15 protein-coding genes are annotated in these 15,865 nt (G+C 47.0%); 6 read left to right on the plus strand and 9 right to left on the minus strand.

Annotation, left to right across the window (positions count from 1 at the left end; translation table 11 throughout):
- Positions 1-49 precede the first annotated feature (49 nt).
- Entirely contained in the window at positions 50-2,191 is a 2,142-nt protein-coding gene (locus MH144_RS03985; RefSeq protein WP_239297766.1) for an alpha-glucuronidase family glycosyl hydrolase, read from the minus strand.
- Positions 2,188-4,413: a glycoside hydrolase family 52 protein gene (locus MH144_RS03990; RefSeq protein WP_239297767.1), complete on the minus strand. Its 2,226-nt coding sequence runs from the start codon at positions 4,411-4,413 to the stop codon at positions 2,188-2,190. The genes MH144_RS03985 and MH144_RS03990 overlap by 4 nt, the downstream gene beginning before the upstream one ends.
- A gap of 217 nt (positions 4,414-4,630) precedes the next feature.
- Between MH144_RS03990 and MH144_RS03995 the strand changes: the two genes are divergently transcribed.
- Positions 4,631-5,545: an AraC family transcriptional regulator gene (locus MH144_RS03995; protein ID WP_239297768.1), complete on the plus strand. Its 915-nt coding sequence runs from the start codon at positions 4,631-4,633 to the stop codon at positions 5,543-5,545.
- 84 nt (positions 5,546-5,629) lie between these two features.
- On the opposite strand, the gene MH144_RS04000 is transcribed toward MH144_RS03995, so the two are convergent.
- Both MH144_RS04000 and MH144_RS04005 read right to left on the minus strand, forming a co-directional pair.
- Positions 5,630-7,030, minus strand: a complete 1,401-nt coding sequence (locus MH144_RS04000; RefSeq protein ID WP_239297769.1) for an aldehyde dehydrogenase — start codon at positions 7,028-7,030, stop codon at positions 5,630-5,632.
- Positions 7,031-7,126: 96 nt separating this feature from the next.
- A complete protein-coding gene (locus MH144_RS04005; protein ID WP_095287060.1) occupies positions 7,127-7,429 on the minus strand; it encodes an ArsR/SmtB family transcription factor in 303 nt (100 codons plus the stop codon).
- A gap of 267 nt (positions 7,430-7,696) precedes the next feature.
- On the opposite strand from MH144_RS04005, the gene MH144_RS04010 reads away from it, so the two are divergent.
- The 5 genes from MH144_RS04010 (at position 7,697) to MH144_RS04030 (ending at position 11,712) form a co-directional block, all read left to right on the plus strand.
- Positions 7,697-8,365 (plus strand): GntR family transcriptional regulator, encoded by a 669-nt coding sequence (locus MH144_RS04010; protein WP_239299253.1) that lies wholly within the window; start codon positions 7,697-7,699, stop codon positions 8,363-8,365.
- A 42-nt stretch (positions 8,366-8,407) separates the two neighbouring features.
- Entirely contained in the window at positions 8,408-9,475 is a 1,068-nt protein-coding gene (uxuA, locus tag MH144_RS04015) for a mannonate dehydratase (protein WP_239297770.1), read from the plus strand.
- A complete protein-coding gene (locus tag MH144_RS04020; RefSeq protein ID WP_239297771.1) occupies positions 9,472-10,335 on the plus strand; it encodes an SDR family oxidoreductase in 864 nt (287 codons plus the stop codon). The genes uxuA and MH144_RS04020 overlap by 4 nt, the downstream gene beginning before the upstream one ends.
- Positions 10,336-10,579: 244 nt before the next feature.
- Positions 10,580-11,308: a DUF421 domain-containing protein gene (locus MH144_RS04025; RefSeq protein ID WP_239297772.1), complete on the plus strand. Its 729-nt coding sequence runs from the start codon at positions 10,580-10,582 to the stop codon at positions 11,306-11,308.
- Between the two features lie 32 nt (positions 11,309-11,340).
- The gene (locus MH144_RS04030; RefSeq protein WP_239297773.1) at positions 11,341-11,712 is read left to right on the plus strand and encodes a DUF4363 family protein; all 372 of its coding nucleotides are present in this window, start codon (positions 11,341-11,343) and stop codon (positions 11,710-11,712) included.
- Between the two features lie 73 nt (positions 11,713-11,785).
- On the opposite strand, the gene MH144_RS04035 is transcribed toward MH144_RS04030, so the two are convergent.
- From MH144_RS04035 to MH144_RS04055, 5 genes are all read right to left on the minus strand, one after another.
- On the minus strand, positions 11,786-12,493 hold the full coding sequence (locus MH144_RS04035; RefSeq protein ID WP_239297774.1) for a M50 family metallopeptidase: 708 nt from the start codon (positions 12,491-12,493) through the stop codon (positions 11,786-11,788).
- A gap of 46 nt (positions 12,494-12,539) precedes the next feature.
- The gene (locus MH144_RS04040; protein ID WP_343226011.1) at positions 12,540-13,028 is read right to left on the minus strand and encodes a hypothetical protein; all 489 of its coding nucleotides are present in this window, start codon (positions 13,026-13,028) and stop codon (positions 12,540-12,542) included.
- 152 nt (positions 13,029-13,180) lie between these two features.
- Positions 13,181-14,323 carry a metal ABC transporter substrate-binding protein gene (locus MH144_RS04045; protein WP_239297775.1) on the minus strand — a complete coding sequence of 381 codons (1,143 nt, stop codon included), beginning with the start codon at positions 14,321-14,323 and terminating at the stop codon, positions 13,181-13,183.
- The gene (locus MH144_RS04050; protein ID WP_239297776.1) at positions 14,310-15,203 is read right to left on the minus strand and encodes a metal ABC transporter permease; all 894 of its coding nucleotides are present in this window, start codon (positions 15,201-15,203) and stop codon (positions 14,310-14,312) included. The genes MH144_RS04045 and MH144_RS04050 overlap by 14 nt, the downstream gene beginning before the upstream one ends.
- Positions 15,149-15,856, minus strand: a complete 708-nt coding sequence (locus tag MH144_RS04055; RefSeq protein ID WP_239297777.1) for a metal ABC transporter ATP-binding protein — start codon at positions 15,854-15,856, stop codon at positions 15,149-15,151. Before MH144_RS04055 ends, MH144_RS04050 begins: the two co-directional genes overlap by 55 nt.
- Between the last annotated feature and the right edge of the window lie 9 nt (positions 15,857-15,865).

The raw sequence follows: 15,865 nt of genomic DNA on the forward strand, positions 1-15,865 counted from the left end.
ATGCTGCTCTTTCATTCAATAACAAAGAGATGTGTAGCAGAATTCTCTATTAATAAATGGTTCGTCCCTGTTCATCCTCAATGCCACTCTTGCGATAGAAGTACGTATTAATCATGTCCCGCCATTCCTTGGCATGCTCGGCCTGATTGTCCTGACGCTGAGCTACGGTTTCGAAAATTTCCGGGTCTACTTTACCTTCGAGCTTTCTCCAGGTTTCCGCTAAAGCTTGTGCCTGTTCCGCACCCTTGAAGTGTGTATCATAAATGTGCTGAATGACGGTCTTGCCAGAATGCAGCACATGTGTATAAGGAACATGGTGGAAGAATAACAGCAGCTCATCCGGACAGGCCGTTACATTTTCATATCGTTCCGCATTTTCAGTATGATACTGCGATGTATAACCTGTACCGCTCTGTACGGTCCGATCTACTCCAATGCCCTTGCAATCTGCAAAGTGATACGTTCCCCACTTGGAATATTCATAACCGTCCACATTGGGGCCATAATGATGATCCGGATTAACCATCCAGCCTACTCCGAGCGGCGCCGTATAATTTTCATAGATGTCGAGAGAGTCCAGAAGCATGCCAGAGATCAGACGAACAACCTCTTCGTCGTGCCCAAACGTGAGTCTAACCCATTCGTCCGCAATCTCTTCCGAAGACAGTTCAGGATTCCAGGCGAGTCTGCCATAACCGTACAAATTGGCCTGAGCAAGCGGATGTCCTGTCCAGCATGCATCTGCACCAATATTCGAAACAGCAGCAAAACCGCTTTGAGGTCTGTTGTACAGGGAACCATCCGCAATACGTTTAACTTCCGAACCTTGTCCCTTCGCATAAGTGTCGAAATCCAATACTTCTTTCCACTGTGGAATCAGGTAACACAAATGCCGCTGCTGACCTGTATATTCCTGTGTAATTTGAAATTCGAGTACCTGATTGGTCTTATCCATCGCTCCGAAGAGCGGAGATACCGCCTCCCTGACCTGAAAATCCATCGGACCATTTTTGATCTGCAAAATGACATTATCTGCAAATCTACCATCCAAAGGCTTAAAGTGGTCATAAGCAGCACGTGCACGGTCTGTGGATCGATCACGCCAGTCCTGCTTGCAGTTGTAGACGAAACAGCGCCAAATAACCAATCCACCAAATGGACGAAGTGCTTCAGCTAGCATGTTCGCCCCGTCTGCGTGATCCCGATTGTAAGTGAATGGACCTGGGCGATTTTCGGAATCCGCTTTGATCAGGTATCCGCCAAAGTCAGGGATGGCCGCATACACTTTGGCAGTCTGAATGTTCCACCATTCTCGTACTTGTTCATCCAGTGGATCTGCGGTAAGCAATCCGCCGATCTCCATTGGACTTGCATAGTTGGCGCTTAAGTATAGTCGAATACCATACGCTCTGAATGCAGAGGCCACACGAGCTACATCACTCAGAAAGCGTTCTGTCAGAAACAATGTTTCGCGCTGGTGCACGTTGACATTGTTGATGGAAATGGCATTAATGCCAGTCGAAGCGAGCAATCGTGCGTAATCCCGAATGCGTACGTTATCTTGCGTGAATTCTCCATTTTCATAAAAGATGGATTTACCGGCATATCCGCGTTCAATGCTTCCATCTACATTATCCCATTGATTAATCATCCGCAGCGCATTCCGTGGCTGCTCAATCACATGACTCCACTTATTCGGAGATGTATCCGCTTCACTTGAACTCCCCTGTGCCAGTACCAGCTCTCTGAGCAAATGGAATGTACCATACAGTACACCTTGAGGTGTCTCTGCACCAATAAAGAGTCTGCCTAGCTCCTGGTCTTCACGGATGACGAAGCCTTCACCTTGAACAGCGGCACGTTCACTCTCGCTGAACGTGTCTGCAAGAAGTGAATTGCCTGCCCACGTACCCATCCAGATCCCAGGATCATGCGTAGCCTGTTTATCCGCAAGGTCGGTACCGGATAAGACTGTTGTTGGTTTCTCACCGAACAATCTCTCCAGTCCTTGTGTAAGCTCCTCCAGAGCTGTAGCAATGACTTCATGCTTCTCGATTGTATTTATACGTTTCACCCAAGCAGGAACAGTCTGTCTTGCAGTACCCTTACGACTGTATTCACCAGAGAGATATCCAAGCCACGCATCATACTGCGGGCCAGCCAAATTTTGTTGAACGATTGAACGATTCATCGTACCGCCTCCTTGCTAGCATAGATCTGTTCCAAACGAGTACCTTTGCCTTCCAGCAGCCAAAGGATGGATGTTACTCCGCGCGGGTAATATTTGCTGCCTACGGCAACCCCCGACAGGATCTGGTCACTCCAGCACCAGTAAGACTCTTCGGGATGCAGCAGCCAGTTCACATGCGCGGCATCGGATGCCTGCCCTGATTCATCCCATTCCATGCCCAGTATTTCTCTAGTGATAAACTGGGACAGATAGATTTTGCTTAACCACGAGTTATTGCTTGTCGAGGACAGCTTCCATCCCCCATCTTCGAATAGACAAGTACCTGGTACTAGAACGGTCTTCAAATGGGTTCGAAGTGCCTGTAGGTAAGAACCAAACCGGCCGTGAACATCCAGTGCACCTTCACAGCCTGTAAAGTAAGGGAATACCAGCCCCTCTATAGCCGGGATGATACGGGAATCATTATTCTCGGCAATAACAGCCGGGATGTAGCCTCCTTCCGTCAACTGGGCTGCAACACTCGCGGCACAGCGATCAGCCTGACGTCCGGCCTGAAGGGATAAATCCGAGAGTTTCTCCGCGGCAAACAGCTTTTCAAGAGCCACATATACAGCCCAGCATTTCCCTGCCAAATAAATATTGTTACGGGATTGACCGAGTGACACATCAAGGCTGTCATAAGTCGTAATTTCTGCTCCGCCCTTCGTGCGGCTGCTATCCAGTCCCATGAGTCCGTTACGCTGATCTTCATCCGGGTGATCCCGGTTGAGCATGCTATCGAAGCAATCCTGAATTACAGGAAGCATCTGCTTCACAAATTCCTGATCCTTGGTTTGTTCAATGTAGACGGTTGCACAGCACAGCCAGTTCACAAGCTCTTCATGACTCATCTGGGAAAAGCAATCATCTATTCCTACTAACTCATAGGCAGAATGTCCTGGACGGGAGAACACATTCGCCACACCAATATCATGGGTGAAGGTCAAGCCGCCTGGATACAATTGATCTTCCCCGGGGAAGCGAACCTGATCAGTATAGCTGTAACGTTTCACAAACCACTCGAGCTCGTTGCGCACGGTCCAAGGGTTCAGGGCAAGTTCAAAATACAACTGATCTGCTGTGAGATCAAGGGTGTTCATCATCCGATACTCGCCTTCATTGACAATCCAGAACGGTTCTCCATCTGCGTCCAGCAGCTGCGTGCTTGCATAATAACTATGAATGGAATGGGCGAGCATAAATGCCTGATCATCCGACAGAGAGCTGGTACCCAGACGCTGTTCAGCTTCCTCGCAAGATGCTGTCAATGTGTCGAAACGATCCAGGACATACTGGCCAGCTTCCTGGATATCCGCGAAATATCGGGTATACCAGTACGTCGTATCCAAACCGGAAGTGACGATGCCACCGCGGTAAAAACAAACTGCGAACTGATATGTACGTTTCTCTCCAGCAGGGACTTCCATTAGCAATGCCGCAGTGCGACCTAATCCAAAAGCCAAATTCTCCACATGTTTTTCCTGCAGGATTTTATCTAATGTGAACCCAAGTGCAGGGTACAGTCCATCATCTGAGGACATAATCGCTGTAAGCCTTCCTTGTCCGACACCCGTGAGCTTTCCGCCCTCGGGTCCGCCAATCATGCGCATTGCCGAATAAGGATCATTACCCTGATATCCGAAATAGGCTTTACGTGACTGCTGTCCTTGCGTGTTATCAATTGTCATCTCCACGAGGACCGCTGGAACCAAAGCATCCTTTAATTGTTCAAGATCCCCATGCTTCGGTTCAGGTACAGGACGTACTGGTGAATAGATCCGGAAAGTCAGATCTCCCGCTGTCCATGTGTCTGTACCGGACTTGAACTCACGTGTGATTTCTTCATCACGAAATGCTGCAATGAGCGGACGCTTCGATCGGGTTGGAGTATGTGACTGAGATTGTACCTGTGATTCGGCTCCCTCTTCTATTCCGTTTTCTGCATTGTCCAGCTTCTCAACATCGTAGCGAACACTCTCATCCTCGGTCGCTGCAAAAAAGGGCAGTGCCTCATAATGTTCGCCATCGCGAGATTGTAATCCTATATATATATTTTGGTCTGCAGGTTTTCCCAGCTCCAGGCCGAGTCCACCTTTGGCTCCCTTGTATCCAAGTGTAAAACTTGCAAAAGCCCCGATCGGTGAGTGGTGGGCGTTATAAAAGATCGATTTGGATGTGCTCATGAACGATGACCCCTCTCAATATGGTTTGCATGCGTTTTCATAGCCTCATCCTAACATGCTCATTCCGCACTAGACCATGGACAAATCAATCGGATATTTACCCAAATCAAGCTGATCGTTTATAATGGATTAAAGCGATTACATTAAAATTTGAACAAGCCAGCCACATAAGGCTGACTGTCCAAATTAATAGTTTCTATTATAAAGGAGGTCTCCTATGTCATCTACTTATTTGCCTCCCGCTCTCGGTGAAAGTGTGCATGAGGTCTTCTACCCGGATGTACAGACCACCGTCAATCTTTTTGCTATTCATCTGCGGAGTGTTGGTGCGGACTGGAATTATCCGGCACATGAACATCCTCAATACGAGCTGAACTATGTAACAGAAGGTGTTCAGCTCATGTCGGTGAACGGACAAATGTACACACAAAAGGCTGGCGAACTGCTTCTCATTCCTCCAGGAAGCGTACATTCCAGCCAGAGCCAGCACGGCCAGGGATTTACCTATTTCTGCATGCACTTTGATATCGATGATCAGTTGTTCCTCTCTTTGCTTGCCCGAATCAAGCAGACCCTCTTCCATGCAGACAATCCGGTTACATTAAAAATTGAGCCGGTCCTGAGCAAATTAATGAATTCTGCAAATGAAGAAACGACCTCGAACACAATGGTTCAGCGCATGCAGCTGCAATCTGCTGTATTCGAATTATTCGGGCACTTGTGGGAAGCCGTCTCTCAGGAGGCAGCGCATCTGTTCTCTGAAGGATATGAACGGATTGAGCTTGCTCATCAGATCCGAAATCGACTGCAAGGGCTGGTAAACCAGCAGTTTAAGCAAGGAAATGAAACCGATAGCCACTATGGAATTGATGACATTGCTGCTGAACTGGGGATTAGCTCCTCGCATTGTAACCGTGTGTTCAAGCAGGTATTTGGTCAATCTCCACGAGTGGCGCTCTCTGAGATGGTTTTGCACGAAGCGAAGGTTCTGCTTGGTAATCCGAAGCTGTCCGTTCAAAGTATCGCTGCAATGCTCGGCTACAAGGATATTGCTCATTTTAGCCGTCAATTCAAGCGTTGGTCAGGCATGTCACCGTCTCGATTTCGACAGGAACAACCCGCTTTAGAGTGAGTCGTCAGCCTGTAGTAGAGCGAATTGATGGATATGAAATCCTTCTGCTGATGCACAGTACTTATTTCAACTGATGTACAGTACTTATTTCAACAAACGCTTGATTGTCTTCAGCTTGCCATCGTACGGCGGGTACAAAATGGACAAATTCAGTTTGGTGCTCTTTTTGAGCACACTTTTCATATGTGAGAAGGTTTCGAGGCTGTATCGCCCATGATAAGAACCAATCCCAGAATGTCCTACTCCGCCAAACGGCAGCCGTGGATTGGCTACGTGGGTGATCGTATCATTAATACAACCGCCTCCAAAAGAAACCTCACTTAACACTTTATCCTGAAGCTGTATGTCTGATGTAAACAGATAGAGAGCAAGCGGCTTTGGACGCTTCACGATCTCGGAGATTGCATCATCCAGGTTCCGGCAACTGATTATGGGCAAAATCGGTCCGAAGATCTCATCTTCCATGGTGGCTGCATCCCAGGATTCAGCATCAATCAGTGTCGGTGCAATGTAGCGATCCGCTTCATCAGAGTGACCGCCATAGATTACTTTGTCCTGGTCCCGTTCGATGAGTTTTGTTAATCTTCTGAAATGAGCCTGATTGACAATCCGTCCATAATCGGAATTATGCTGAATGTCTGTACCGAAGAAGGACTCCACAGCTGTTTTCATCTCCGAGATCAGCTGTTCCTTCACTCGTTCGTGCACAAGCAAATAATCCGGAGCGATGCAGGTCTGTCCCGTGTTGAGCAGTTTACCCCAAATGATGCGTTCAGCAGCAACTTTAATATCAGCTTTCTCGTCCACAATGACAGGACTTTTCCCTCCAAGCTCCAAAGTAACAGGAACGAGATTTTTGGCAGCGGCCTCCATGACGATTTTACCTACCGGTACACTGCCCGTAAAAAAGATGTAGTCAAACGGAGCATTAATCAGTGCTGTCGTTGTGTCCTTGGCGCCTTCCACGACTTGAACATAGCCCGGCTCGAATACCGAAGCGATTATCTCACGAACAACGGCCGAAACGGCAGGCGTGTTTTCGGAGGCTTTGAGCACCGCGGTGTTCCCAGCAGCAATCGCACCAACCAGAGGTTCAATCAGAAGCTGAAATGGATAGTTGAAAGGTCCGATAATCAGCACGGATCCATATGGCTCAGGAATAATGTAACTTTTGGAGCCAACCAGAGCCATCTGCGTTTTTACCTTAACGGGTTTGACCCATTTTTTCACTTTTCGTATTGTATGTTTGATGCTGTCCATCATAAAGCCAATTTCGGTCGTATAGGATTCAAACTCACTTTTACCCAAGTCCTGATACAGCGCTTCGGTGAGCTTCGACTCGTACTTCTGAATAGCCTGTTTCAGCTGGGTTAAACGCTCAATTCTTGTCTCCGCTGAACGCGTGGCCCCTGAACGGAAAAACTGGTGCTGCTGCTCCAAAATCAGTTTAACCGCATTACGATCTAATTCCTGTAGGGTGCTCATATCATATGTCTCCTCTTCTTATATTGATGAAACGTTTAAACAAACGAACGTTTTGACTAAAAAGTACTTACTTCATCGTTGTGATTCGTCAGTTGTCTACAGACACTCTTTCTCCAACGCTGCAACCAGTTCTTTCAACAGTTCAACGGATGGCTTCAGGGAAGCAGAATAATACCGCTGGGTACCCTTCTGCTCCACGGATATAAGCCCTTTCTCAAGCAATAACTTGAGATGGTGAGAAATTGCTGGTCTGGATAGACTTGATTGTTCTGTAATTTCGTTTACGGTCATCTGACCCCGCTCGGTTAGAATCAACAAAATGTTTTGACGGTGGTTATCGCTTAGCACCTGGAATAATGGGATGCAGGACTGGAAAATACTTATCGCTTGTTGACCCATATGTTCTGTTCACCTCAATCTGCTCAATCATCGTATACATTAATATCAATTGGTTTAAGTGTTTAAACCTATCGACCTCCATTTTACCTCTCCTTCAAATAAAACTCAATTATTCATTTATTTATTTCAGTTGAAATATGATAAAAGCGCTTCCACACTACCATACAAGTATGGTAGTATGTCATTGAAGGAGTTGAAGTTGTGGAATATACCCCAAAGTTCTCGTCCAAATCCGGATTGTCGTCTTCCTTAAACGGTCTGTCGTCCATGAATAAGCAAACTTCCTCAACACGAGATGTCGTCTACGTTACGTTGAAGCAATTGATCCTAAGTTTGAAATTGCCTCCCGGCACGGCTATTTCCGAGAAGGAAATAGCGTTGGAGTTTCAAGTAAGCCGCACTCCTGTTCGAGAGAGCTTTGTAAGACTTGCACAGGAAGGTTTGCTTGAAGTGTATCCCCAGCGCGGCACGTATGTTTCTCTTATTCAGGTAGACCTCGTTGAAGAAGCACGCTTCATGCGTGAGCAGCTGGAACGGGCTGTGATCCGGCTTGCATGCGAGCATTTTCCGGATCAGGAGATGATTTTGTTGGAGCAAAACCTTGCTCAGCAGCAAGCATGTTTGCTGCAACCGGACGATGAACGAATGTTTCAACTGGACGAGGAATTCCATAGCACCCTTTTTGCAGGTTGTAACAAAAGCAAGACATGGACCGTGATCCAGCAAATGAATGTGCACCTCAATCGAAGCCGGATGCTTCGTTTGTCTTCGGATCATCAGTGGGATCATCTGATACACCAGCACCGGTCCATGGTGGAGGCCATTCAGCAGCATGATGCCAAGACGGCGGAACGAATTATGGAAGAACATCTTCACCTGACCGTCACAGATCTGGCCATCCTTCAGGATACATATCCATCCTATTTTCAACAATGACATGTCTTGCTCTATCTAATTACACTTGATGAGGTGAACGTGATGAGAATGGTTTTTCGCTGGTTTGGCGAAGGCAATGATACGGTGACGCTGGATCATATTCGGCAGATTCCGGGTGTGGAGGGCATTGTATGGGCACTGCATGATGTTCCGGCAGGCGAAGAATGGCCCATGGACAAAATTCTGGCCGTCAAAGCGGCAGCCGATCGGGCAGGATTACATTTGGACGTGGTGGAAAGCGTCAATATTCATGAAGATATCAAGCTAGGCCTGCCTACACGGGACAAATACATTGACAACTACAAAAAAACGATGGAAAAACTCGCTCAGGTGGGCGTAAAAGTGATCTGTTACAACTTTATGCCTATCTTCGACTGGCTGCGTACGGATCTTCATAAGGAAATGGAAGACGGATCCACTGCCCTCTTCTATGAAAGCAGCAAGCTCGCAGATATTGAACCACTGGAGCTTGTTCGGCGCATAACGGAGAATTCCGCGTTAACAATGCCAGGCTGGGAACCGGAACGTCTGCAGTATTTGACTGGCCTATTCGAAGCTTATAAAGATGTGACCGAGGAAGATATGTGGGAGCATGCCCGATATTTTCTACAGGAGATCATTCCTACGGCTGAGCGGCTTGGCATTCGAATGGCGATCCACCCGGATGATCCGCCATGGCCTATTTTCGGTTTACCGAAGATCATTATCAGCCAGGACAACCTACGTAGATATCTGAATCTTTATGATAGCCCTTACAACTCTGTAACCTTGTGCAGCGGATCTCTTGGAGCCAACCCGGATAATGATATTATTGGTATGATTCATGAATTCCGCGACCGGATTCCGTTTGCCCATATTCGTAACGTCAAAGTGTATGAGAACGGTGATTTCATTGAAACTTCACATCGCAGCCAAGATGGGAACGTGGATATTGCAGGTGTAGTTGAAGCTTATCACGATATTGGATTTGAAGGTTATGCCAGACCGGACCACGGACGTCACCTCTGGGGCGAAGAATGCAGACCAGGTTATGGTCTGTACGATCGCGCTCTAGGCATCATGTATCTCTGGGGTGTCTGGGATTCCCTACAAAGGAGGACAAAAGCATGAGCGACTATGTATTTGAAACATCATCCCGACTGGAAGGCAAAACAGCGGTAATTACAGGTGGTGCCGGCGTCCTCTGCCGATCCATGGCTGAAGAACTTGCTCGTCACGGAGCCCGTGTGGCCATTCTTAATCGCACAGTTTCCAAAGGTGAAGAAGTTGTTGCAGCAATTGAAGCTGCTGGCGGAACCGCCATTGCCGTTGCTTGTGACGTAACCCAAGTGGACAGTGTGAAGGCCGCGGCGGAAATTGTACAGGAAAAGCTGGGTCCATGCGACATTCTGATCAATGGCGCAGGCGGTAATCATGCCAGCGCTAATACCACGAATGAGATTTTCAGATTGGAAGATCTCGGGCAGCCCGATGTCACTACGTTCTTTGACGTCAGTGTGGATGGGTTCCGCCAGGTCATGGATCTGAATTTTGTGGGCTCCCTTATCCCTACCCAGATCTTTGCAAGACAAATGATTGACCGTGATGTACCCGCAACAGTCATTAATATCTCGTCGATGAGTGCACCTTCGCCCATGACCAAAGTTCCTGCGTACAGTGCTGCCAAGGCTGCAATTAACAATTTCACGCAATGGCTTGCAGTCCATCTTGCCGAATCGGGAATTCGGGTTAACGCCATTGCACCAGGTTTTTTCCTTACAGAACAAAACCGGAATTTGCTGCTTCATCCAGATGGCTCCCCGACTGAACGTTCCAGCAAAATCATTGCACATACGCCAATGCGCCGGTTCGGGAAGCCTGAAGATCTGCTGGGCACGTTAATGTGGCTTGCGGATGAGAAGCAATCTGCATTCGTTACCGGCACGGTTATCCCCGTTGACGGGGGATTTATGGCTTATGCTGGAGTCTAATGATCCGATCGGTACATTTATAAGAGATATCTTAATAGTAAAGCACTAAAAATAATTATTAACATGTAATAACGACCCGTAATCAGGAGTGTGTATCCTGGTTTCGGGTTTTTTCATATTCCGAATAAGATCATCCAGCCGAGGCAACGCTTGTAATAGTCAACACTAACAATTGGCAGCTAGTTGTCTACTAATAAATACATGTGATTTTGCAGTACGCCAAATGTAGGAAGGTGATACATACATGATGGAAGAAACATGGGTTGTGGTTGTGCGATCCATAATTGCTTTTTTGACCCTGATCATCTATACCAGAGTGCTCGGCAAACAGCAAATGGGTAACCTTACGTATTTCGATTATATTAATGGGATTACCATTGGTTCCATTGCGGGAACTTTCGCTACTGATTTGTCTTCTAAAGCATGGATTCATTTTGTCGCACTTACCATTTTTACAATCATTACGATTATCTTTCAGTACATTACACTTAAAAATCGAATGATTTCCAAGCTGATGGATTCTGATCCTACCGTTGTCATACAGAACGGTAAAATCCTTGAGCAGAACCTGCAGAAAATGCGTGTCAAATTCGATGAATTGACCATGATGCTGCGTCAAAAAGACGTATTTGACATTACGACACTGGATTATGCAATCCTAGAACCGGACGGCAATCTCTCCGTCGTTTTGAAGCCCGAGAATCAGCCAGTTACAGCCAAGGACATGCATATGCATCCTCCAAAAAGCAAACTGATGACCGAGCTCATTATTGAAGGTGTCTTGATCAAGCAAAACCTGAAAGAGAGAAATAAGGACATCAATTGGCTGACTGAACAATTAAAAAAGAAAAATATTACGATCCAGGACATTGCTTTTGCGGCTATCTTGCCTAACGACAAATTGTATGTCGATCTTTTCAAAGACCAATTCTCAGAAAAAACGGATATGGGTGATTATAAGGGACCCTTCTAATTTTCTTTTACTATCTGCATGGAGGCGGTTGAATGAAAACACGTTTCTGGTTGCTGTATGTACTGCCCATATTTTTGCTTGTTCTGTTTGTAGCTATCATGGCCACAGGGTCATTTCTCAAAAAACCATTTGGTACACAGGACCGCTTGCTCGAATCCGTACAAACCTTGGAAAAGCAAGTGGAGAAGAAACAGTGGACTGAGGCCAAGTCTCAAGTTGAATATGCAATGCAAGCCTGGGATCGCATCGTCAATCGTATTCAGTTTAGTGTGGAACGTGAGACCATTTATGATATTCTGGGTACTCTTGCTCGAATCAGGGGAGGCGTTGCTGCTGAAGATGATCAGGCGATAATGGAAGAGATTTATTATTTCTATGTCCTATGGGATAATCTTGGGGATTAAGATATACAAAATTACATGTGACGCAGAAAGGCACCTCCTTTATCCCAAAAGGAAGTGCCTTTTCTAAATGCATCTAAGCGTTTCGCGAACGTACAGCACGTGATCGTGGGCTACGAGATGTGGCTTCTTTGCGAAAAAACAGACTCAGTGCCCCCTTTGCACACCACAATGCAAACAATGCAAAGAGTGTACCCCAGAACAGGGCTGGAAGGAACGTCTGCTGAGCCAGATTTGCTGCATCACCTGCCCGTGAAGGCTGTGTCCAGGACATTAAACCGACGTACATGGCACTAACCACAGACTCTTCCAACGTCAAGAAAGCAAGTAACAGATAGTAGTACTTCACGATTTTGGCGCCGAAGATCATAATCACGACATTCAGCGCAATGAAGCCTGTGAGCCACAACATGCCAAATTCTCCTCTTACGTATAACAAAAGGGAAACCAGTGCTACAGCGGTCATGATACCCAGCCCCCACATATGCAGCCCTTTGCGGTATAGATAGAATAACAACCATGCAAAGAGAGAAGCTGTGACATACCCTGCCAATGACACCAAAATGGATCTGCCTGGTGTTAACATGGATGAGTAGGTAACGCCGCTGTGATCCGCGTATAATTCGATTCGTAGTACTTTTCCGGATAACAGCAGGGTCATTAATGCATGGCCGAATTCATGTATCATTGTGTCCAGGTTCCGGAACAACGAAGAAAACGGAATAAAACGTGTTAGAAAAACTGAAGCCACCAAAAATAATATGGTTTTGAGCCATTTATTCAATTCCGTGTTCCCTCCTTCTCACCGACTAAACATGCCCATCGTTATACTACGTATCAACCCTCTTCGCGTTTCTCCTTGTGAAGTGGGCTGCGCAATATTCCATCCACCAGCAGAAGCTGCGATTGTGTCCAATGAAGAAAGAAGACAAATCATAACGTCCCTTCTCGACCTCGAGCGTAACGAGCAGACGATTTCGCATATGCTTCAGTGCATATTGGACGAATTGATCGGCGGTTTCACTTTGCACTAGTGTAACATAAGCATATAACGAATGGTCTACCGGCTCATCTAGCGGACTTACTCCGGCACATGAAAACTCTGTCCCAACACCAGCTTGCTGAAGTGAGGATAAGGCTTCGAGCAGCTCTGCATCAATTTCTACACCGTTCCACAACACCGTTCTTTTCGCAGACACGGTATATTTATCGCGTTCCGTCCAGTGCAGCAGCTCTTGCTTGCGTCTTCTCCATAGATGAGGCGGCTGCTGACTTAACAATACTTCCTGTTCTTCACTTAGACCCATAAGCTTTTTCACCCCTATCCGATTGGTCTTCCGATCGTCTTACACAAGAAAAGAGCACATCGCTGTGCTCTCTGCTTGGCAAAAGGCAAAGGAATGGCACAGCCATTCCTCAGCATGTTGTACCATTGTACCTTTTTCGATGACTGGTATCAAATGGGTTTTAATTATTCATTCAAAGCCAGTTTAAGGGCCTCCAGATTCTGCTCCATTACGCCAATGTAGTCCAGACCCGCAGCAATTTCCTCTTCGGTTAATCCTTCAATGGGATTCAATACGGCTGTTTTGGCACCCACTTCACTGGCAATAGTCTCGGAAACTTTGGAAGATACCAGTGTTTCGAAGAAAATCGTTTTGACCTGATGTTCCTTGGCAAAATCGATGACAGATGCCATCTGTGCTGCAGATGGCTCTTGCTCGGGAGACAACCCGGCGATAGGTACTTGCTGCAGACCATACTGCTGTGCAAGATAGCCGAACGCTGCATGCTGGGTAACGAAATCTTTCCGTTTGCTGTCGGATACAGCCGCTTTAAAATCTTGGTCAAGTGTCTCCAGCTTGGCGATGTACGCATCCGCATTTTGCTTGAATTGCTCAGCATGTTCCGGTGCAGCTTGTGCCAGCCCGGCTTCGATGTTTCGCACTTCCTGAACAGCCAGAACAGGTGATAACCAAACGTGCGGATCAAGCCCGCCATGATCATGTGAATGCCCTTCTTCGGTGTCTGCATCATGTTCATGGTCATGTTCTTCTGTCGTCGCTTCATCTGCATGGTCATGGTCATGCTCTTCTGCAGCAGCTTCTTCCCCATGCTCGTGATCATGTTCTTCTGTAGTTGCTTCATCTGCATGATCGTGGTCGTGCTCATCTGCACTAGACTCCCCATGATGATGGCCATCTTCTACGCCTTCAAGCAGATCAATGCCTTGGCTTGCTTCAACTTGTACCAGCTTGTCATTCCTCAAACTATCCTTAACTTGATCAATCCATGATTCCATCCCAGCACCATTATAGACAAGTACATCTGCTTTCTCGATGCTTGCTATATCCTGAGGTGTTGGCTCCCAGTCATGAGGCTCCATACCAGCAGGAACGAGTGTATGTACATCAGCCAGATCTCCTGCTACATTTTTGGTGAACTCATACATCGGATAAAAGCTAACCTGTACGTTCAATTTTTTCTCAGTTCCTGCCGGAGTACTTGTTGAAGCTGCATCCGAATCGGATGCGGGTTTGGTTTGTCCGCAACCTGCTACAATAAGTGTGAGACTGAACAGCAGTCCCATTGCTGATTTTTTACTGAATTTCATGTGGTGTATTCTCCCTTGATTGTATTAATATCCTTGCGCCTTGCTGTTTTACTTCCTTGCGATGCCGTTTACGATTGTATAGTTGAATCAGCTTTTGAGCTGATATTCCAGTCAATAGAAAGGCCAGCAAAATGAGTGCGATCGTTCCACCTGGCGGTGTATTTAAATGGTAAGATGTTGTCAATCCGCCAAAAATGCCGATTAACCCGGTAATGACGGCAATGACCAATGCAGCAGCGAAGCTGCGAGAGATTCGAAGTGCCAGCGCGGCTGGCAGCACAATCAATGCGGATACAAGCAGTACGCCAACGATCGGCATAGCCGAAGCAACCGTCAGTCCTGTCAGTACGGCGAAAGCAAACGATAACCCTTTTACCTGAACGCCTCCAATAGAGGCTGTCTCTTCGTCAAACGTCAAATTATATAACGGTCTCCGTAGTACAATGAAAAATAACAAACCAATGACACATACAGCTGCCATCATCCATAACTGAACATTGCTGACTGCAACGATGGAACCGAACAGATAGGAACTGAAGGTTTTGGACAAGTTTGTTTTCAGACTCATGAGCACCACGGCCAGTGCCAGGCCAGAGGTCATGATAATTGCCACTGGCACTTCGCTATACGTACGATAGCTTCTCCGCAATTGTTCGACCAATAATGCACCAATGACAGCGATCGCAAACCCGCAGATGACCGGGTTGAGATTCATGACCGAACCAAGGGCCACTCCCGCCAGAGAAACATGAGACAGCGTATCGGCCATCAGCACCTGCCTCCGAAGCATCAGGTAGACGCCAAGAATCGGAGCAATAATGCCAATTAGTCCGCCTGCCCAAAAGGCTCGCTGCATGAATTCGTACTCAAACACTGCCATTCCTCACTTTCTTGACGCTCCAGGGTGATCGTCCGGTCCAACCGGTTGCCCATCTCTTCAAGGCCATGTGTCACCATAATAATGGTCAACCCATGTACATCTGCATAGTGTCGCATCAGATCATAGAAGCCTTCCCGGCTGCGGCGGTCCATGCCTGTTGTCGGCTCATCCAGAACTAGAACTTGAGGCTGTCCTGCCATAGCTCTGGCAATACAGATGCGCTGCTTCTGTCCACCCGACAGAGCGCCTACACGTGTATTGCGATATTCCCACATGCCGACTTCCCGAAGACTGCGTTCGACTACGGCTTCCTGTTCGGGTGAGAATTTTCGGAATAGACCAAGCTTGCGGTAACATCCGGATCGCACCAGTTCAATGACTGTACTGGGAAACCCGCTGTTGAATGATGCCACCTGCTGTGGTACATACCCGATCTCCAGTTTGTTACCACGGTTGTTCTGAATATTCATATGTACCGTGCCGCTCCAGGGCTGTAACAGCCCCAGCAGCAATTTCAGCATGGTTGTCTTCGCCGAACCATTGGGTCCAGTAATGCCTACAAACTCGCCCACATGAATATCCAGCGATAATTGATCAATGACGGGTTCTTTGCCATATCCAAAAACCACGTCGCGCATGGAAGATAGAATCATGGTAGGTCC

Source organism: Paenibacillus sp. ACRRY (assembly GCF_022346995.1).
Classification (GTDB): domain Bacteria; phylum Bacillota; class Bacilli; order Paenibacillales; family Paenibacillaceae; genus Paenibacillus.

What these genes read in the sequence shown, in the direction of transcription:
- MH144_RS03985 (WP_239297766.1), bottom strand. Translation starts at nt 2,191, where the DNA reads ATGAATCGTTCAATCGTTCAACAAAATTTGGCTGGCCCGCAGTATGAT.
- MH144_RS03990 (WP_239297767.1), bottom strand. Translation starts at nt 4,413, where the DNA reads ATGAGCACATCCAAATCGATCTTTTATAACGCCCACCACTCACCGATC.
- MH144_RS03995 (WP_239297768.1), top strand. Translation starts at nt 4,631, where the DNA reads ATGTCATCTACTTATTTGCCTCCCGCTCTCGGTGAAAGTGTGCATGAG.
- MH144_RS04000 (WP_239297769.1), bottom strand. Translation starts at nt 7,030, where the DNA reads ATGAGCACCCTACAGGAATTAGATCGTAATGCGGTTAAACTGATTTTG.
- MH144_RS04005 (WP_095287060.1), bottom strand. Translation starts at nt 7,429, where the DNA reads ATGGGTCAACAAGCGATAAGTATTTTCCAGTCCTGCATCCCATTATTC.
- MH144_RS04010 (WP_239299253.1), top strand. Translation starts at nt 7,697, where the DNA reads ATGAATAAGCAAACTTCCTCAACACGAGATGTCGTCTACGTTACGTTG.
- uxuA (WP_239297770.1), top strand. Translation starts at nt 8,408, where the DNA reads ATGAGAATGGTTTTTCGCTGGTTTGGCGAAGGCAATGATACGGTGACG.
- MH144_RS04020 (WP_239297771.1), top strand. Translation starts at nt 9,472, where the DNA reads ATGAGCGACTATGTATTTGAAACATCATCCCGACTGGAAGGCAAAACA.
- MH144_RS04025 (WP_239297772.1), top strand. Translation starts at nt 10,580, where the DNA reads ATGATGGAAGAAACATGGGTTGTGGTTGTGCGATCCATAATTGCTTTT.
- MH144_RS04030 (WP_239297773.1), top strand. Translation starts at nt 11,341, where the DNA reads ATGAAAACACGTTTCTGGTTGCTGTATGTACTGCCCATATTTTTGCTT.
- MH144_RS04045 (WP_239297775.1), bottom strand. Translation starts at nt 14,323, where the DNA reads ATGAAATTCAGTAAAAAATCAGCAATGGGACTGCTGTTCAGTCTCACA.
- MH144_RS04050 (WP_239297776.1), bottom strand. Translation starts at nt 15,203, where the DNA reads ATGGCAGTGTTTGAGTACGAATTCATGCAGCGAGCCTTTTGGGCAGGC.
- MH144_RS04055 (WP_239297777.1), bottom strand. Translation starts at nt 15,856, where the DNA reads ATGATTCTATCTTCCATGCGCGACGTGGTTTTTGGATATGGCAAAGAA.